Genomic DNA, 17,461 nt, shown 5'->3' with positions numbered 1-17,461 from the left:
TTCAAACCAAGCCTTTTGAATATCAGGTCTTAAAACTGAAAGTCCCTGATAAATTGTTTCCCAATCGCCTAATTCTTTTAATCCTGCTGGTTTTCCAGTTTCTATGGCTTCGGTTAAGTGAAATAACCCTTTATAACATACATCTTGAGTGAAATTGATATTGACATCAACGGTTCTGTCAAACGCTAAAAAGTATCCTGTTGTGGTTAATTCAAACTGATTATTTTCATCCTTATTAACAATATTATAGCTTTCTGCAATTTCAAGTAGAACGCCAATGCCATAGTTGCTTATTTTTAGCTCTTTTGCAATATTTTCTAAAGAAATACCACCTTTTTTACGATATTGAAATATAAGGTCAAAGATTCCAAGTTTTCTTAAAGCTACAACGGCTTGAAATACAAATGGTGCAAATGCAATTTTTTCAGCTTCTTGAACAGCATCAATGGCTCTGATAGGCTTTTTGGTCATAGTTTATTTGGTTATTTTTTTAAAAACAACAGCCGTATTACATCCACCAAAACCAGAAGCAGTTTTGAGAAATGTGTGTAATTTGCTGACTGTTTGAGTGCTTTTTATAATATTTAAGGGTTGTGATATGCCTAAAGATTCAAATCCTTTTGAGGCGTATAAAATATTGTTTTTAAGGCTGTGCATTCCAACAATAGTTTCCAAAAGACCTGAAGCGCCAAGGGTATGACCAAAATAGCCTTTTAAACTATTTACTGGAACCTGTTGTAAATTGGATCTGTTGAATGCTATTGCTTCCATTTCGTCATTAAACGGTGTGGCCGTGCCGTGAGCCGAAATAAAATCGATTTCAGATGGCTTTAATCCGGATTGTAATAAGGCCGATTCTATACTGCGATACAACCCTTCACCAGTTCGTGATGGTCCAGAAATATGATTGGCATCGTTACATGAACTTTCACCTAAAATTTCAACTGCTTCTTCTACTAAATTGGTATCATTTTTTGTTACTAAAACAGCTGCTGAAACTTCGCCAATGTTAATTCCTTTTCTATTGGCATCATAAGGTTTACAAGGTTCACTACTTAAGGCTTGAAAGGAATTGAAACCTGATAAAATAAATTGACTTACCATATCACCACTCACAATAAAAACGTGATCGTAGGTGTTTTGTAATATATAGCGTTTGGCAATTGCAACGGCTAAAATACCTGATACGCAAGCATTGGACACAACAATGGCATCATTTTTAAAGTGAAAAAAATCGCGAATAGTGTTCCCTAATGTATGTAAATATGCACGTTCTGGAGGAAACGGATTGTTTGAATCTAAAGCATCAATATTACCTTTTGTGGTAGAAATGATAAGGCCTACACGATCCGTTAACTCTATTTTAGAATCAGCAATAACCGCATGTAATGCTGTAAGCATCATTTTTTCTAATCTGGTAAAGTCTGATTTTGGGCCTAGTTTTTGAAATTCAGTTTCCAAAACTTCAGAATCTATTAATGCGGAATAAAAAGGATTTGGTAAAATTGCAGCATCATGAATACGCTGTAAACCCGATGTTTCGTTGTGAATATTTTCCACAACGGTTTTGCTAGTAAACCCTAAAGCAGAAATAATAGTATTATATGAAACATACACTTTAGCCATCCAATAATCCAACTTGTTGTTTCCATGCTGTAAAAAACGGCGGAATGTTTAATGATAAGTCGCCTTCACCAATTTTATCTACAAAAACCTGTGTGGTTTCACCTGTACAAACTAATTGATTGTGCTGATTGTATATTTCATAACGGAACACCATTTTAGCGGCAGGACTGTCTATGTAAATTGTTTTAACCGTTGCCATATCGCCATAACGTAATGGTAATTTATGATCTGTACTAGATTTGACAATTGGTGTTGCAAAGCCATATTCTTTCTGGTCTAAATAGGATATGCCATGGGCACGCCCAAAAGCTTCACGGCCATCCTCAAAATATTGAATATAATTGCCATGCCATACAATGCCTAACGGATCGGTTTCAACAAAACGTACGCGAACCTCACTGGTATGAACAATTTCTTTTTGTTTAGACGGCATTCTTTTTTTCATTGTAAATAATTGCAATTATAGTTGTTGCTAAAAAAAACAAGAGCAACAGGCTTATTTCTGGTAAAATATCAAGAAAGGATCCATTTCGTAAAAATACGTCGTAAAAAGCATTTAAGCCCCAATTCATTGGTGAAATATGCGATAAAGTTTGCATAATTTTTGGCATAACAAAAACGGGTACCCAAACGCCTCCAAGAGCAGCCAATATTACCACGAAGGTTGCACCAAAAGGTGCTGATTGTTCTTGTGTTTTGGCAATAGTTCCTAATAGTAATCCTAATCCAATAGCTGCCAATCCTGCAAATGTGGCTACTACAAACAATAACGGGATTCTACCGGAAATATCCAATGTTGGTAAACCAATTGCTGGGAATAGGAAAATGCCAACTAAGAGCATCAAAATAAATTGAATAAGGCAAACTATTAAATATACTAGTGTTTTACCGCCTAAAACTGTCGCGTATGAAACTGGATTAGTCCGTAAACGTACAAACGTACCTTGACTCTTTTCCTTAACAATATTAATGGATAGTGGTACTATGATGAAAAATATGGCAAATAATGTCCAAGCAGGTACATTGTGCTGCACGGAGTTTGGTATCATTTCCTTATCATTATCCGTGGGCAATACTTCTTTAAACGTAATAAAGGTATCGGTTTCAAATATAACGTCGTTTGGATCGTCCGAAATTTGTTCTTGAAAGGCTTTATAAATGGATTGGGTTTCAATTTTTGAAATCATTTTGTCAATGCCATTTTTAACGGAACTTTTAAAAGTCAGTTGTGTAGCTGGATCAAAGTATAAGGTAACTTGTTTGCTTTCAATTTCAGGAACTTCCATGGTTTCGGAAGTTTCTTCTAAACCAAACTTAGCAATAATTCCATCGACATTTTGGCTTACCTTTTCGGATAGGCTTACGGACAAATCTTTAGGGATAACAATGGCTAATTGGTACTTTCCTTTGAAAACCAAATCGCGTGCTGTGTTTTCATCCGTTTCTGTAATGACCTGAAATGATCCAGATTCATTCAGACCTTTTAGTATAATTTCAGAAACATTCCCTTGGTCATTATCTACGACTAGAATGGGTATTTGTGTGTCGGTAACCGATTTAAACGTACTGTCCTGGATAAGTGTTATGGTTATGATTAGTATCAAAGGCATAACAAAAAGTATGGCTATACCGCCAAAATCTCTGGTAAGTAATAAAAATTCCTTGTATGTGGAAGCCCAAAGTTTATGCATGATCTCGTAAGGCTTTTCCAGTTATATTTATAAAAACATCTTCTAGGTTATTGGCACCTAAATGTTGTGTAATGAGTTCTTGAGGTTTTCCTTTTACTACCAATTTACCGTGATCAATAATGGCTACACGTGTACAAAACGTTTCGGCTTCATTCAAGTGATGGGATGTGTAAATAATTGTCGTACCGTTTTTATTAAGGTCCTGTAAAAAAGCGATAATTACGTTTTTTGATTGCACATCAACACCAACGGTTGGTTCATCTAAAAATAAGACTTTTGGATTGTGAAGCACACTACCAATTAAATTAATCCGTCGTTTCATGCCACCCGAAAAGGTGTCTATTTTTTTATGAGCAAATTGTAGCAAACCTAAATGCTCTAGAGCCAAATTAATTTTGGTGTCTAGGCTTTTTCCTTTTAAGCCGTACATACTTCCAAAGTATTTTAGATTTTCAAAAGCGGTTAAAGATGGATACAAAGCATACTCTTGGGGCACTATACCGATAATTTGCTTGAGCTGATTTTTATTTTTCTGATAGGTAAGTCCTGCAATTGAAAAACTACCAGATGTTGGTTTAATGAGCGAACACAAAATAGAGATTAAAGTCGTTTTTCCTGCACCATTTGGTCCTAACAAACCAAAAATTTCTTTTTCAGCAATGGTCAAGTCGAAATTAGACACCGAATAATTATCGGCGCCTTTATACTTTTTGGAAATTTGCTGAATATCTATCACTTATTTAATGGCTTTTTTTAATTTTTTAAAGAATGCTTCTTCTTTATCTGCAATGGTTTCCAGTTGAGAAGCGACATTGTTGTAAGCATCCTCTTTAGCACTTCTGTTTTTGTAAATACGGGAAGCATCTAAAGCAAAATCCCGCCATAAATCACCAATAACGGTCATTTCTTTTGATAAATCGGCTAATTTAGGATTGTTTAAAATACCACTTGCTTCTTGTAAAAACGCGGCAAAAATATAACGAAATCCGCCACCACCTGTTCCAATTTCTTCTTGCATACGGACCACTTGCCCTAAATAATGGTTGGCAACTTTAACACCTTTCTTTTTAGGCCATTTGCGGATTAATTTGGCTACATGGCGAATGCCTTTTACTCCTAAAACAGGCATAGGCGCCAACATATCACGACAGGTATGTTTAATTCCTTTTATAATGGCTTTTTCAATGTCTAATTTTTCAGGAAAGGCAATTGGATAGTACATATGTCCTTTTGGCGCAAAAGGACCTTTAGCGAAACGCACTTTTTCAAGTTCATTTTCTGTTAGGGTTGTTACGGTTTCCATAACCGGGTCACTAATCAGATATCTGTCCTGTTCTTTTCCGTAAACAATTAAGTTGTGAGCATTAAAATGAAAGCGGTATTCATCAGGAAAATAAACCAAATTATACACACCAACTTGCAAACCAACTGGGTTATTATTTTCTAAATTTTGATCTAATCGCGCCTTAGCATCTTGCGGATTTTTAAACTTTTCACGTTTAATTTCAATACCCACACGTTTAGCAAAACGCTTAAATATAAAACCAGGCATGGCTCTGTATGTTAAAGCTGGTGCATGATTCACTTTTAAGAACGGAATATAGCAATAAAGTAAACCTGAACCGATACCAAAGGCTAAAGGTTCACTAATTTGGAAGCCATGATGCTTCATTAAATTGGAAATTACACCGTTTTCACAATGAGCTGTTTGATGATGTGTAAAATTAATTTCCATGTTTGGTAATATCTTTTAATTGTTCCATAGAAACATCAAATGTATCGGCATACTTTTGAAGTGTTTTTTCAGAAAGTTTATTGAAAACGGTTGGTTTAAAATGACGTTTTATTCGCCAAGACCACATACCAACATAACTAGCTAAAATAGAAAGATCCATTTTATGAAACTCCATATAATATTCAATAGGACTCGTTTCTTTTTTTAACACACGATTTTTAGCATTTGCAATACGTGCATTAATTTCTTCGATAGCTTGATTTAATGCAATAGTTTTTGGGTCCCAACCGGAACTATTAACGGTTGTATAGTTGCCATCCTCATCAACGGCATAGCATAATTCTTTAAGCTTGGCGGATTCTAAATTACTAGAGTCTTGTGGAACTTCATCTTTTTTCATGCCGAAGTTATTTAAGTTCTTGAATAACTAAATTTAGTTCACAAGATAGTAATTCTATATGTTCTAATGTAATAATACAGTTTATGGTACAAATGCTATATTCATCGGTGTCAAAGCGAGATCTTAAGGTGGCACTTGTAACAATTTTACTACCTACTTTAGGGCAAGATTTTATGCTTACTTTCTTGATAGCGCTAATAAAACCTATGAGTTTAGTGCCTTTGCCTTCAATGTCGTCTTCATTAAAAAAGCTTTTCCCAACAATAGAAGAACAGGTTTGTGCGGCATTTTCTACTAGGCCAGCTTCATTAAAAACTCCGTTTTCATTAAAAATGCAATCTGGTTTTATCGTGAACGAAGTTGATACGTGCTCATCATCAATAGAAAGTACATGGTCCACCATTAAAAAGGGTGGTCTATGTGGTAGAAATTTAGCGATATCTAGATGGCTAAGGCTCATTAGCTTGCAATAATGGTTTTCATTTCACTTTGGGCAATTATCTCGTGTGCTTCATTTAACACTTCGATTTCAACCATAGTGACGCCCATAAATTCATGAAGGATGGTAACTTTAGTTGTAATATTTTCATTTATTTTAGGAAGCTGTTGAATTTTAATAGATTTTATAGAGCCGATATAGCCAATTGGTGCCGCTTCACCTTTTAAAAAATAATCGTATCCAGTATGTAATGCAACAGATTGCGCCATGTTTTCAACCAAGCCAGGTGCCGATAAATATCCGTTTTCAGCAAAAATATTGTTTTCTAAAATTTTAAAATTAGACACTAAATTTTCGGGAGAAAAAGCAACTAAAGTATCCACCATTACAAACGGTGTCTTTTGCGGAATTAAATGCGTAATATTAGTAACTGGTAAAACGTGCGTGGCCATTATTTAGCATACGGTTAAAAGTGCATAAGCATAAGAGAAACGAGAACTTTCAGGAACAGAAAGCAATATTTTTTCGCCTTTTTTAAGCTTTCCTGATTGTGCTAATTCTTCTAACATTAGGAATATAGATGCGGAACCTACATTACCAACTTTACTTAAATTCATAAACCAATTTTCCCAAGGGATTTCAACATCATTATCTACCATTTCTTGGTAGAGTTTATCCTTAAAATAATGAGATGAAATATGAGGTAAATAGTAATCTATTTCACTAGGTTTTAAATCGTGTTTGTTTATGGCGCGTTTTAGGCTGTCAACACCTTTTTTAAGGATGTTAGCACTTAATAATTTAACGTCCTGTTTAATGGCAAACAAGGATTTTTCACTCCAATCGCTTGTGCTGTATTCACTCCAAGGCTTTAAAAAACCGTTCTCTAGTTTATCACCTCCAGCATACATACAAGCTTCTAATTCATGTGCATAAGAATAACCTTCCATCCATTCAATACGTAAAGGGGTGTCGCCATTTGGTTGGTTTTCTAATAAAAAGGCACCTGCACCATCAGAAAGCATCCAACGTAAAAAATCTTTATTAAAAGCTAGAATTGGATTGTCCTCTAAGGCTTGCAAATGTTTAATTTCATTCTCAAAAATATGTCCTTTCATCCATGAGGAAATACGTTCTGAACCAGATGCAATTGCATTTTTTGACTGGCCAGATTTTACGGATAGATAACCAAATTTTAAAGCATTCATTCCAGAGCAACAAGCGCCTGAAGGTGAATTAATTTCAACATTATCACACTTTAAAAACCCATGAACCATGGCAGCGTGAGACGGTAATATTTGGTCTGGGCTTGATGTGCCACAGGATAATAGCTCGATATCTGAAAATTTAAAATTTTCATCAAAAAGTTTAATAATGGCTTCTTTGGCCAGTTGCGCATTGTTATGTGTTACATTGCCGTTATCATCTAATGCATAATAACGTGTTTTAATTTGATTGTTGCGTAAAACAATCCGACGTCCTTTGGACGCTTTTCCGTTGATAATTCCTAATTTATCTTCCATCTCATCATTACTAATGGGACGATTTGGTAAAAATTTTGATATTTTAGTAATGTATACTTCCTTCATTTTAAACTTCCTTCTCTTTTAATGCAACAGATGCGTAATATACTTTATCTTTTTTTATTTGGCTATAAAAAGGTAAATAAGTCAACAAAAATAAGATAAAAACTAGTGGTGAAATTAACCAAATGGCAATTAATAAGTAATAATTAAACATTTTAACAAAAAACCGTCTTTTAGATGTGTTTTTGTCACTTTTTGTGGTGATAAGGTGTGCCCATTTTGAGAATATAGCATTGGCACGTTTATCAACAGTTATTAGAAAGGGTTTAATTTTTACCGCTCCAATATGTAATAAGTTATTTTGAAGCTTTTTATAATCATTTTGGGCAAGATGTTTTGCGATGATGTTACCAAATTTTGATACTTCATCAATATCTTTTTGAGACACGCCAGGTTTGGGAAAGATACCTAAAAAGCGTTTCTTGACGCCCGTAAACATCCATTGAACAATGGTAATAACACTTATATGATTAATATGCCTATCTACTAAAACAATGTTTCCAACTAAATTGGCATGAAGCTCGTGAAGCTTATGCTTTATTTTTTCTTGAGCCATAATCCACATATTTCTACAGCCAATAACGGTAATTACAGGTGTGTTATTAAAAAGTTTTTTAGCTTCTGGAGTAGCCAAAAACGACGTGGTTGGTAAAGATGGTGTTAAATACCAGACTGAATATCCAAATAAAATTAAATCATAATTTTTATTTAAAATAGCATCTGGAATGGGTTTTATAGATCTTGGTTCTTGGCGAAAGGTTTCCGGGAATACGCCAAAAAACTGTTCTTTATTCCAAGGAAATGGAAAGGCTTCTTCCATTTCAATATTTAAATAGGTGAAAGCCGTTTCGTTGTTTTGCATGGGCTCAACAATATTGTTCAAAATCTCGGTTAGTTGGCCTGATTGCGAATAATAGATGACTAAAACCTGTTTCATGTTATGCGTTTTTTGAATCCCAGAAATCAAAATAATTAAACCACTGTAACGGATACTTTTGTAACATCCATGAAACACTTTCCGTAAATTCTTTTAAAAGTCCTTGTGCATCACGGTGTTTAGCTTGAGAGCGTCTTGCATATAAGTGATAATGCTTATTTGTTTCTTTCATAACATAAACAAATAACACCGGTACATTTAACCGGGAAGCTAGCATAAAAGGGCCTGCTGGAAATTTAGCAGGTTCACCTAATAAGGTTTCTGTTAAATGCTTGGTTCCTTCTGTGTAGCGATCGCCAGTGATACATACTATTTCATTTCTTGCTAATGCGGCATTGACTTCAAAAATATGTGATAAATCGTTTTTTATAATAATCAGATTGATGCTTGATTTTTCACGAACACTATCTAAATAATTTTTTATGGCTGTATGCTCTACATCGGTTGTTAATAAACTAATGGAGGCATTGTCTTCTAGTTGATTAAAAAAGTATTCAGATATTTCAAAATTACCAACATGAGCACTAATTAAAATGCCACCTTTTTTTTCTTTAAGGGTTTCAGTTATGGTTTCTGCGCCATCAAACTCATAGGTAAACTTATCACTCAAATTAGATGAAATAGCAATTTTGTCCAGAATCGTTTGTCCAAAGACATAGTAACTTTTAAAGATGCTTCTATAGCTTTTAAAGGACGAATATTTTAAACGATTTTTAAAATAGTAATAAATAGCTTTGGTGCTATCTTTAGAAAAAAAACAAAAATAGGCAGCTACAAAATAAAGCACAAGATAGGCAGTTCCCATGCCTAAATGCTTCATAATAAACACGTATATTTTATATCCAAGAACGGTTCCTCTTGATTTTCCCTGCCATTCTGTAGCCATAAAAATGTAATATGGTTTAGCTTAACTTTCGTTCGATAAGATTATAAAAATCTTGAAGTGTTGTAACGTTTACAAAGTCTTCACCAATTAATTTTACACCAAAATTAGATTCGACAGCAACTACTAAATCTACAAAATCTAGGCTGTCAAGTTCTAGGGTGTTCTTAAGGTTTGCTTCTGGAGAAATATCATCGCTTTCTACTTCAAACTCATCAATAAGAAAGTCGTTTATTTTTTCAATAATAACTTCTTTAGTCATTTCCACAAAATTATTTTTTTATAATTAAAGCTGAATTTGTTCCGCCAAATCCAAATGAATTAGACAAAAATACATCAAATTTTTTGTTTAACGTTTTGTTAACTAAATTTAATTTACTTGCAGCTTCATCCGGTTCTTCCAAATTTATATTGGGTGCAATAAAATCATTTTGCATCATTAAAATAGAATATAAAACTTCACTTGCACCAGCCATCCAGCATTCATGTCCTGTCATGGATTTAGTTGAACTAACATAGGGTCCGTTTTCACCAAAAACTTCAAGGATAGCTAACGCTTCATTAGCATCGCCAACAGGTGTTGAGGTTGCATGAGCATTAACATATTCAATGTCTGATGCTTTAATTTCTGCTTGTTTAATGGCCATTTTCATAGCACGTGCTGGACCATCTACGTTTGGTGTTGAAATATGATCGCCATTGGAGGAAAACCCATAGCCAATAATTTCGCCATATATAGTAGCTCCGCGTTTTACAGCAGATTCATAGGTTTCTAAAATAAGTGTTGCTGCCCCACCACTTGGAACTAATCCATCCCGATTTTTATCAAAGGGGCAGGATGCTTTTTTGGGATCACTATTTACAGAAAAAACACCTAATCCATCAAAACTTCCCATGGCAATGGCATTTATTTCTTGAGCGCCTCCGCAAATAACATAGTCTTGAAGTCCACTTTTTATTAGCTGATATGCCATTCCAATGGAATGAGATCCGCTAGCACAAGCGGCACTGATTGTAAAATTTATACCTCGTAATTTAAAAATGGTGGATAAATTCATGGTTACAGACGAGTTCATGCTTTGAAAAATAGCACCAGAACCAACTAAAGTCGTGTCTTTTTTTTCGCGTATTTTATCAACGGCTTCTACAGTAGATTTTGCTGTGCTATCGTTTCCATATAAAATTCCAACCTCGTTTTTGTCTAAAAAATCTTGTGTTATTTTCGCATTTTCAAGCGCTTCCAGAGTTGCTATGTAGGCATATTCGCCTTCTTCGCCTAAACTAATTCGCTGTCTGCGCGATAATAAATTTTTTAAATTTGGTTGTTTTACCATTCCAGTTAATGGAGAACGGTAGCCAAATTCTAGACGTTCATTGTCAGCTATAATTCCAGATTCACCCTTATACAATGATTTTTTTACAGCTTCTAAATTTTCGCCTATGCAGGAATAAATACCCATTCCAGAAATTACAACTCTTCTCATTTTATAAAACGTTTAAGAGTAAATCCCTCCATTAATATTAATAACTTCACCGGTTATATACGATGCGCGTTTTGATGCTAAAAAGGATACGGCATAAGCTACTTCTTCCGGTTCGCCAAAACGATTTACAGGAATCATGCCCTTTAATTCTTTTTCATCTAAATTGGCTGTCATATCCGATTTTATAAAACCAGGTGCTACTGCATTTACAGTAATATTTCGTTTAGCAACTTCTTGAGCCAATGCTTTGGTAGCAGCTACTAAGGCGCCTTTTGCTGCCGAATAATTGGTTTGCCCAGCTGTACCTTTAACACCAGAAACTGAAGCGACATTGATTATCCGACCATAGCGATTACGCAACAGTTTTTGAATTAAATGGTTGGTTACATTATAAAATCCGTTTAAGGACGTATTTATCACATCTTGCCAATCTTCGGGAGGCATCCACATAAATAAACCATCTTTTGTAATTCCGGCATTGTTAACAATAACTTCAATTATGGCGTCTTTATTTTGTTCTTGCCATGTATCTAAAGCAGACTTTACTTGATTGGCATCTGTAACATTAAATTGGATTATTTCAGCTGTTTTACCTAGAGACTCAATGTCTGCTTTGGTTTCCAATGCAGCTGTTTTGTTACTGTTATAATTTATTAAAATATGGTAATCCGAATCTTCTGCAAGTTGTTTGCAAATTGCTTTTCCAATTCCTCGAGAACCACCAGTAATTAAAGCACATTTCATGTATTTGTATTTTTCAGGCTATTGTTAGTTTGTGTTTTCAAACTAGTAAAATAATTCTAAATTTTCGAACCATAAGTTATTTAACGGCTCGCCTTTTGTTGTTAGGTATGTCCAAGATTTTTTCTTTTTAACACGAGCAAGACCATCAATAAAGCCTTTTGGGTTGTTTTTTGAAAAAATTGAAAACCCACCAGCTGTAATTTCATAGTCTTCAGGAATTACTAAATCCCCTTTTTTATTGATAAAACCCCATTCTTTACCTGTTGTAACAGGCGCTAAACCACTTGCGCTAAAAATTTCAGCATCTTTATATTGAAACGGAATAATAATCTCGCCAGAGGTGTTAATATATCCCCATTTTTTACCTTCGTTAACGGGGGCTAGTCCATTTGAGAACGCACGCGCTTTATCAAATTTTGGCTCTATAATCCATTCTCCTTTTGTGTTAATGAAACCTATTTTGCCATCCTTTTTTGCATAGGTGTTTTCTTTATTATTTGAAAAATCCCAAATTTTTTCGGCGCCAGAAACTTCTTTAAACTCACCATTAATAATAAGTCCGTAGCGTTCGCCAATATTAGCTACAATTTGACCATTATATTCATTGCTAACACCATCATATTCTGTTTTAACCACATATTTTCCGGTAGCATCAATTAGCCCCCATTTATCATTTTCTAATACTTTGGCGGAACCATTTTCAAAATTAAAAGCTTTGGTGAATTTTGGTTCTACGACTATTTCTCCTTTGGTATTTATAAATCCAACACCAGATTCTTTTCTGAAAATAGCATACCCATTTTCGAAATCGTAAACCTTATCAGTAGAAACGTCTTGTAAAACTTGTTCGCCTTTTTTGTTGATGTACATCCAGTTTTTATCTTTTAAAACAACGGCTATTCCAGAGTTGAACGCTTTAGTTTTGTCAAATTGTGGTTGGATAACCCATTCTCCTTTTCGATTAATAAAACCCCAAGTTTTTTTATCTAAAGAGGCTTCGGCTAAATCATCAGAAAAGTTTTTTGCTACTTTAAATTGGGGCTTAATTTGCCAAGTTCCAGTTTTTGTAATATAACCAAAGTCGCCTTTTTCATTAGCTAATGCTAATTGTTGAGCATGACTAAAAATACCTAAAAAAAGTAGGCCGATAACGAGTGCTGTTGTTTTCATGTCTTTGTTTTTAATGATTTTTAAATGTCACATGTTATTTGCTGTTAGTCTTTTTTTTGAGACAATGCGGCTTTTAACATGCTCGTTTTATAATAAAATTGCTTTATGTTTTATTATTAGTGATAAAATCTTTGACAAGGTTAACATACGGATACATAATAACGTCTTCTTTAAAAACAGGGACTAGCTCACGAATGGCTTCATACATCTTTCTGGTTTTTGAGGAAATACTATCTTGAACCTCAAGAAACTCTATGGCTTGAACAATGGTTATCAGCTCAATAGCAATTACTTCGTAGGCGTTTTCAATAACTTTTTTAGTAATTAAAGCTGAATTGGTTCCCATACTAACAATGTCCTGATTGTCATTATTATTTGGAATACTATGAACATACATGGGGTTTGATAGCATTTGGTTTTCGGCAGTCGTAGATGTAGCCGTAAACTGAACCCCTTGCATTCCAAAATTTAAACCAAGCTTACCTAAATTTACAAAAGGCGGAAGCATATCATTTAGTCTTGCATTTAAAAGGTAATTTAACTGACGTTCAGATAACATGCTCATTTTAGCTACCACAATTTTAAGCTTATCCATTTCTAAGGATACATAATCGCCATGAAAATTTCCGCCGTGATACACATGTTTCTTTTCAACATCTACAATGGGATTATCGTTTGCTGAATTTACTTCTTCTATTAAAATATTTTCAACTGAATTAAGTGTGTCTAAAACTGGACCTAGAATTTGTGGTACACAACGTAGCGAATAATATTCTTGCACTTTTTCCTTAAACACAGAAACATCGGCATTTTTACTGTATAAATGATGCTCTCTTTTTCGTGTTAGTTTGCTGTCCTGTAAATGCTCTCGCATACTTTCAGCAATTTGCCGTTGTCCAACATGTCGTTTAGATTGGTTTAACTCAAATGATAAATGATCGTCATAAGCTTTTACTATTTCATTTATAGCAGCCGAACTACTAGTCATCCACCCTAATAATTGACGTGAATAAAGCGTGTTTACAATACCAATACCTGTCATAACAGAGGTTCCGTTCATTAAGGCTAAGCCTTCACGCAACTCGACAGAAATAGGTTTTAAATTTTCACTTTTAAAAACATCTTTTGTGTCTTTGCGTTCGCCTTTGTAAAACACTTCACCTTCTCCAATTAAAACCAGTGCTAAATGTGCTAATTGTACTAAATCTCCACTAGCACCAACACCACCATGTTCATAAATTAATGGTGTAATATTACGGTTTATTAATTCTGCCATGAGTTTTATAACCGAAACATGAACTCCAGAATGTCCTAATGATAAGGTGTTTAAACGGGCAAGCATAGCTGCTTTTACGTACATAGGAGCAATAGGCTGTCCAGTTCCTGACGCATGACTGCGAATTAAATTATATTGTAATTGAATACGCTCTGAATCTTCAATTTTATATTGTGCCATAGGTCCAAAACCTGTATTGACACCATATATGACTTTGTTTTCGGAAAACTCTTTTAAAAAATTGAAGCTATTTTCTACTGTTTCCAGAACTGCTTTGTCTATTTGAATAGGTTCATTTTTAAAAATTACTTTATAAAAATCCTCTATTCCTAATTTTCCTTTAAATTCAAGCATCTATGATATAATGTTTTTTTTCGATAAATTTGTATAAATAATTACTACTAAAGTAGTTATTTTGGATTGCAAATTTATAATAATTAATGAATTAATACTACTATGGGAACAAGTGATATGAAAGTAGATGTTTTGGTTATTGGTGCAGGACCTTCCGGTTGTGTGGCTTCAGCTTATTTACATCAGCAAGGATTGAATGTGAAAGTAGTAGAAAAAACAACATTTCCAAGGTTTGTTATAGGGGAAAGTTTACTGCCAAGATGTATGGAGCATTTTGAAGAAGTAGGCTTGCTAAAAGCTTTAAAAGCGGCGAATTTTGAAATAAAACGCGGTGCTCGATTTTTACGAGATGACATTGTTTGTAATTTTGATTTTAGTGATAAACACTCTGAAGGATGGGATTGGACTTGGCAAGTGCCACGAGCGGAATTTGATACTATTTTAGCTAAAGAAGTTGAAAAAATGGGTGTTACTATTTCATTTGAACATGAAGTTGTAGCGGTTGACATTGCGGATAACGGCACATCTACCACAACTATTCATGATGCCGATGGAAATCCATATCAAGTAGAGGCTAAATTTATTGTAGATTCTAGTGGATACGGTCGGGTTTTACCACGATTGTTAGATTTAGATAAACCATCCAGTATTCCAGAGCATTCTTCAATTTTCGGTCATGTTAAGGATGTAAATAGACCAGAAGGCGAAGAAGGGACTTTAATTACTTTTGATGTTCTAGATAAAGACACCTGGTTTTGGGTGATTCCGTTTTCCAATGGGGATACAAGTTTAGGCTTTGTTGGAAAAAATGAATTTATAGATTCATTTGAAGGTGACACCTCCGAGCGTTTAAAAACCATGTTCAAACAATCTGATTACTATTATGAGCGTTTTAAAGATGCACCATTATTATTTGAGCCAAAAAGTATTAGAAACTACTCCAAAGCGGTTACAAAATTTTATGGTAATGGATTTGTGTTAACTGGAAATAGTGCGGAATTTTTAGACCCTGTGTTTTCTTCTGGTGTTACGTTTGCTACAGAATCAGCTTTAAAATCTGCCAAATTAATTAGTAAGCAATTAAAAGGTGAACCAGTTGATTGGGAAGAAGACTATGCTAATTATATTAAATCTGGTGTGGATGTTTTTGCCACTTATGTGAAAGAATGGTATACGGGAAATTTACAAACCCTATTTTTCCACAGACCTGAAAATCCTGAAGTAAAACGACAAATTTGTGCTGTTTTAGCAGGCTATGTTTGGGATAAAACAAATCCGTTTGTTACTAAACACAACCGAATAGTAAAAACATTAGCGCATTTAATTAATATGGAAAATGAAAAAAGCGCTTCTGTTTAGAAACGCTTTTTAAGGTGTTTTAGTGGTTAGGATAAATCCTAACCTTTTAATTATTTTGTGTTTTTGTACATGTGTTTTGTTAATGCTCTAGCAAATATAATATAGGCATCTGCAATACGTTGTCCCGAATTAAAATCGAAACCACCATTTCCTTGGCCTTGGATTTTCGTATAATCTGCAGAGAAAATAATGTTTTCTGGACTGTCATTTTTATAAACACTTAAAGTAACTTCAATTTTAGAGTTATGTCTAACTACGCCAACATTGTAACCAGGATAAATCATGGTTGTGTGTATTTTCATGGTGTATTCAGCACTTTCTAAATCTTTGTCAACTTTTACTGAATTATCTTTGTAACGATCATTAAAAGTTTCAATAAACCGTGGCTCATAAAATTCTTCGCGATCCGAAAGCCAAGACTCTTTAAACTTTTCTCCTGAACCAGGCTCTTTTTCTTCTCTTTTGGCCATTTTGTCTTTTAGAAATTCTTCTTCCGAATCGAATTTTGGAATTTCTAAATTGGAATAATCAAAGACCACATTGTATTCTGTGATGCCTTTTAAATCGGACCAATCGCCTTTAGTGACTTTCGCTTTTTGTGAAAAAACTAAAGAGGATGAAACAAGAAATGCAATTAATAGTAATTTATTCATAATGATTAATTTATGTGTTAGTTATGCGGCTAAAATAGCAAAACTTCAACATAAAAAGTATACGATGAAATACGTATTTTTAGTAATGGGAATAAATAGGAGGTTACAATCTTAATTTAGGACTTAACTTTCTCTGCTAAATTAGCAAGCATGTCTTTGGTAATATCATCTAAAGAAAACTGGTGTTCCCAGTTCCAATCCTTACGTGCATGGCTATCATCAATAGTGTTTGGCCATGAATCAGCAATTTCTTGACGAAAATCTGGATTATATTCTATGGTAAAACCACTCAATTCTTTTTTAATAGAGTGCACCATGTCTTTAGGTGTGAAACTAATAGCAGCCAAGTTATATGATGAACGAATATGAATATGGCTAGCAGGTGCTTCCATAATTTGGATGGTTGCCTTAATAGCATCCTCCATATACATCATAGGAAGTTCTGTATTTTCGGAGAGGAAGCAATTGAAATGATTGTCCGCAAGGGCTTTGTGATAAATATCTACGGCATAATCTGTTGTTCCGCCTCCAGGTAGTGTTTTCCAGCTAATAATTCCCGGATAGCGAATACTTCTAACATCTACGCCATATTTATTAAAGTAATATTCGCACCAACGTTCTCCCACCTGTTTGGTAATGCCATATACCGTTGAAGGCTCCATTATGGTATACTGTGGTGTTTCTTTTTTAGGTGTAGTAGGTCCAAAAACAGCAATACTGGAGGGCCAGAATATTTTTTTTATTTGTCCGTTTTTAGCTAAATCTAACACGTTAAATAGTGTGCTCATGTTTAAATCCCATGCCTTCATCGGGAATTTTTCGCCAGTAGCACTTAGCATGGCAGCCATAAGGTACACCGTGTTTATTTCATATTTTTCAATACAAACTTTGAGGCTCGTTGAATCTTGAGCGTCTAAAATTTCAAAAATACCAGAGTTAACAATATCTAAATTTCCATAGCTTATATCGCTAGCAATTACGTTATCATGCCCATGAATTTCTCGTAATTTGTAGGTTAGCTCTGAGCCTATTTGCCCACAAGCTCCAATAATTAAAATTTTAGATTTCATTAAGTAGTTTTTTAAAAAATCACTCAAAAATAACAAGAATTTACTGATGAAATG

General features: G+C 34.3%; 19 protein-coding genes and 1 pseudogene. 1 reads left to right on the top strand and 19 read right to left on the bottom strand.

Going from position 1 to position 17,461, the window contains the following annotated elements; translation table 11 throughout:
* The 17 genes and pseudogenes from ACN0QX_RS02805 to ACN0QX_RS02725 form a co-directional block, all read right to left on the bottom strand.
* Nucleotides 1-471: pseudogene (locus ACN0QX_RS02805) on the bottom strand (SAM-dependent methyltransferase); the annotation flags it as partial.
* Nucleotides 472-474: 3 nt separating this feature from the next.
* Nucleotides 475-1,626, bottom strand: coding sequence for a beta-ketoacyl-[acyl-carrier-protein] synthase family protein (locus ACN0QX_RS02800; RefSeq protein WP_417195421.1), 1,152 nt, complete (start codon nucleotides 1,624-1,626; stop codon nucleotides 475-477).
* Entirely contained in the window at nucleotides 1,619-2,071 is a 453-nt protein-coding gene (locus tag ACN0QX_RS02795) for an acyl-CoA thioesterase (RefSeq protein WP_248397217.1), read from the bottom strand. Before ACN0QX_RS02795 ends, ACN0QX_RS02800 begins: the two co-directional genes overlap by 8 nt.
* Nucleotides 2,049-3,317, bottom strand: a complete 1,269-nt coding sequence (locus ACN0QX_RS02790) for an ABC transporter permease (protein ID WP_417195419.1) — start codon at nucleotides 3,315-3,317, stop codon at nucleotides 2,049-2,051. Before ACN0QX_RS02790 ends, ACN0QX_RS02795 begins: the two co-directional genes overlap by 23 nt.
* Complete coding sequence (locus ACN0QX_RS02785) at nucleotides 3,310-4,053, bottom strand: ABC transporter ATP-binding protein (RefSeq protein ID WP_248397221.1); 744 nt, start codon at nucleotides 4,051-4,053, stop codon at nucleotides 3,310-3,312. The genes ACN0QX_RS02790 and ACN0QX_RS02785 overlap by 8 nt, the downstream gene beginning before the upstream one ends.
* Nucleotides 4,054-5,052, bottom strand: a complete 999-nt coding sequence (locus ACN0QX_RS02780; RefSeq protein WP_248397223.1) for a BtrH N-terminal domain-containing protein — start codon at nucleotides 5,050-5,052, stop codon at nucleotides 4,054-4,056.
* Nucleotides 5,042-5,452 (bottom strand): hypothetical protein, encoded by a 411-nt coding sequence (locus ACN0QX_RS02775; RefSeq protein WP_248397225.1) that lies wholly within the window; start codon nucleotides 5,450-5,452, stop codon nucleotides 5,042-5,044. The genes ACN0QX_RS02780 and ACN0QX_RS02775 overlap by 11 nt, the downstream gene beginning before the upstream one ends.
* A gap of 7 nt (nucleotides 5,453-5,459) precedes the next feature.
* On the bottom strand, nucleotides 5,460-5,912 hold the full coding sequence (locus ACN0QX_RS02770) for an ABC transporter permease (RefSeq protein WP_417195417.1): 453 nt from the start codon (nucleotides 5,910-5,912) through the stop codon (nucleotides 5,460-5,462).
* Nucleotides 5,912-6,343: a hypothetical protein gene (locus tag ACN0QX_RS02765; protein WP_417195415.1), complete on the bottom strand. Its 432-nt coding sequence runs from the start codon at nucleotides 6,341-6,343 to the stop codon at nucleotides 5,912-5,914. Before ACN0QX_RS02765 ends, ACN0QX_RS02770 begins: the two co-directional genes overlap by 1 nt.
* A 3-nt stretch (nucleotides 6,344-6,346) precedes the next feature.
* Nucleotides 6,347-7,480: a beta-ketoacyl-ACP synthase III gene (locus ACN0QX_RS02760; protein WP_248397231.1), complete on the bottom strand. Its 1,134-nt coding sequence runs from the start codon at nucleotides 7,478-7,480 to the stop codon at nucleotides 6,347-6,349.
* A 1-nt stretch (nucleotide 7,481) separates the two neighbouring features.
* Nucleotides 7,482-8,414, bottom strand: coding sequence for a dialkylrecorsinol condensing enzyme DarA (locus ACN0QX_RS02755; protein ID WP_417195413.1), 933 nt, complete (start codon nucleotides 8,412-8,414; stop codon nucleotides 7,482-7,484).
* 1 nt (nucleotide 8,415) lies between these two features.
* Nucleotides 8,416-9,300, bottom strand: a complete 885-nt coding sequence (locus tag ACN0QX_RS02750; protein ID WP_248397234.1) for a lipid A biosynthesis acyltransferase — start codon at nucleotides 9,298-9,300, stop codon at nucleotides 8,416-8,418.
* A 16-nt stretch (nucleotides 9,301-9,316) separates the two neighbouring features.
* Nucleotides 9,317-9,559 carry an acyl carrier protein gene (locus ACN0QX_RS02745; protein ID WP_066247504.1) on the bottom strand — a complete coding sequence of 81 codons (243 nt, stop codon included), beginning with the start codon at nucleotides 9,557-9,559 and terminating at the stop codon, nucleotides 9,317-9,319.
* A gap of 10 nt (nucleotides 9,560-9,569) precedes the next feature.
* The gene (locus ACN0QX_RS02740) at nucleotides 9,570-10,781 is read right to left on the bottom strand and encodes a beta-ketoacyl-[acyl-carrier-protein] synthase family protein (protein WP_248397236.1); all 1,212 of its coding nucleotides are present in this window, start codon (nucleotides 10,779-10,781) and stop codon (nucleotides 9,570-9,572) included.
* A gap of 12 nt (nucleotides 10,782-10,793) precedes the next feature.
* Nucleotides 10,794-11,525: a 3-oxoacyl-ACP reductase FabG gene (gene fabG / locus ACN0QX_RS02735; protein WP_248397238.1), complete on the bottom strand. Its 732-nt coding sequence runs from the start codon at nucleotides 11,523-11,525 to the stop codon at nucleotides 10,794-10,796.
* Nucleotides 11,526-11,567: 42 nt separating this feature from the next.
* Nucleotides 11,568-12,695: a WG repeat-containing protein gene (locus ACN0QX_RS02730; RefSeq protein WP_417195411.1), complete on the bottom strand. Its 1,128-nt coding sequence runs from the start codon at nucleotides 12,693-12,695 to the stop codon at nucleotides 11,568-11,570.
* A gap of 103 nt (nucleotides 12,696-12,798) precedes the next feature.
* On the bottom strand, nucleotides 12,799-14,325 hold the full coding sequence (locus ACN0QX_RS02725; RefSeq protein ID WP_248397243.1) for an HAL/PAL/TAL family ammonia-lyase: 1,527 nt from the start codon (nucleotides 14,323-14,325) through the stop codon (nucleotides 12,799-12,801).
* A gap of 102 nt (nucleotides 14,326-14,427) precedes the next feature.
* On the opposite strand from ACN0QX_RS02725, the gene ACN0QX_RS02720 reads away from it, so the two are divergent.
* Nucleotides 14,428-15,684 (top strand): NAD(P)/FAD-dependent oxidoreductase, encoded by a 1,257-nt coding sequence (locus ACN0QX_RS02720; RefSeq protein WP_248397245.1) that lies wholly within the window; start codon nucleotides 14,428-14,430, stop codon nucleotides 15,682-15,684.
* 50 nt (nucleotides 15,685-15,734) lie between these two features.
* Here the strand turns inward: ACN0QX_RS02720 and ACN0QX_RS02715 are convergent, their stop codons facing one another.
* Together ACN0QX_RS02715 and ACN0QX_RS02710 are read right to left on the bottom strand one after the other, a co-directional pair.
* Nucleotides 15,735-16,337 (bottom strand): hypothetical protein, encoded by a 603-nt coding sequence (locus ACN0QX_RS02715; RefSeq protein ID WP_417195409.1) that lies wholly within the window; start codon nucleotides 16,335-16,337, stop codon nucleotides 15,735-15,737.
* Nucleotides 16,338-16,453: 116 nt separating this feature from the next.
* Nucleotides 16,454-17,407, bottom strand: a complete 954-nt coding sequence (locus ACN0QX_RS02710; RefSeq protein ID WP_417195407.1) for an NAD-dependent epimerase/dehydratase family protein — start codon at nucleotides 17,405-17,407, stop codon at nucleotides 16,454-16,456.
* Nucleotides 17,408-17,461: the final 54 nt, after the last annotated feature.

Origin of the sequence: Bizionia sp. (assembly GCF_048259285.1) — a bacterium.
GTDB classification, from domain to species: domain Bacteria; phylum Bacteroidota; class Bacteroidia; order Flavobacteriales; family Flavobacteriaceae; genus Algorimicrobium; species Algorimicrobium hallyeonense.
Note: the sequence above shows the minus strand (reverse complement) of the source record. Positions and strands in the feature narration are given on the sequence as shown.

What these genes read in the sequence shown, in the direction of transcription:
- ACN0QX_RS02760 (WP_248397231.1), bottom strand. Translation starts at nt 7,480, where the DNA reads ATGAAGGAAGTATACATTACTAAAATATCAAAATTTTTACCAAATCGT.
- ACN0QX_RS02745 (WP_066247504.1), bottom strand. Translation starts at nt 9,559, where the DNA reads ATGACTAAAGAAGTTATTATTGAAAAAATAAACGACTTTCTTATTGAT.
- ACN0QX_RS02720 (WP_248397245.1), top strand. Translation starts at nt 14,428, where the DNA reads ATGGGAACAAGTGATATGAAAGTAGATGTTTTGGTTATTGGTGCAGGA.
- ACN0QX_RS02800 (WP_417195421.1), bottom strand. Translation starts at nt 1,626, where the DNA reads ATGGCTAAAGTGTATGTTTCATATAATACTATTATTTCTGCTTTAGGG.
- ACN0QX_RS02765 (WP_417195415.1), bottom strand. Translation starts at nt 6,343, where the DNA reads ATGGCCACGCACGTTTTACCAGTTACTAATATTACGCATTTAATTCCG.
- ACN0QX_RS02790 (WP_417195419.1), bottom strand. Translation starts at nt 3,317, where the DNA reads ATGCATAAACTTTGGGCTTCCACATACAAGGAATTTTTATTACTTACC.
- ACN0QX_RS02750 (WP_248397234.1), bottom strand. Translation starts at nt 9,300, where the DNA reads ATGGCTACAGAATGGCAGGGAAAATCAAGAGGAACCGTTCTTGGATAT.
- ACN0QX_RS02755 (WP_417195413.1), bottom strand. Translation starts at nt 8,414, where the DNA reads ATGAAACAGGTTTTAGTCATCTATTATTCGCAATCAGGCCAACTAACC.
- ACN0QX_RS02715 (WP_417195409.1), bottom strand. Translation starts at nt 16,337, where the DNA reads ATGAATAAATTACTATTAATTGCATTTCTTGTTTCATCCTCTTTAGTT.
- ACN0QX_RS02710 (WP_417195407.1), bottom strand. Translation starts at nt 17,407, where the DNA reads ATGAAATCTAAAATTTTAATTATTGGAGCTTGTGGGCAAATAGGCTCA.
- ACN0QX_RS02775 (WP_248397225.1), bottom strand. Translation starts at nt 5,452, where the DNA reads ATGAAAAAAGATGAAGTTCCACAAGACTCTAGTAATTTAGAATCCGCC.
- ACN0QX_RS02730 (WP_417195411.1), bottom strand. Translation starts at nt 12,695, where the DNA reads ATGAAAACAACAGCACTCGTTATCGGCCTACTTTTTTTAGGTATTTTT.
- ACN0QX_RS02780 (WP_248397223.1), bottom strand. Translation starts at nt 5,052, where the DNA reads ATGGAAATTAATTTTACACATCATCAAACAGCTCATTGTGAAAACGGT.
- ACN0QX_RS02740 (WP_248397236.1), bottom strand. Translation starts at nt 10,781, where the DNA reads ATGAGAAGAGTTGTAATTTCTGGAATGGGTATTTATTCCTGCATAGGC.
- ACN0QX_RS02770 (WP_417195417.1), bottom strand. Translation starts at nt 5,912, where the DNA reads ATGAGCCTTAGCCATCTAGATATCGCTAAATTTCTACCACATAGACCA.
- ACN0QX_RS02725 (WP_248397243.1), bottom strand. Translation starts at nt 14,325, where the DNA reads ATGCTTGAATTTAAAGGAAAATTAGGAATAGAGGATTTTTATAAAGTA.
- ACN0QX_RS02795 (WP_248397217.1), bottom strand. Translation starts at nt 2,071, where the DNA reads ATGAAAAAAAGAATGCCGTCTAAACAAAAAGAAATTGTTCATACCAGT.
- fabG (WP_248397238.1), bottom strand. Translation starts at nt 11,525, where the DNA reads ATGAAATGTGCTTTAATTACTGGTGGTTCTCGAGGAATTGGAAAAGCA.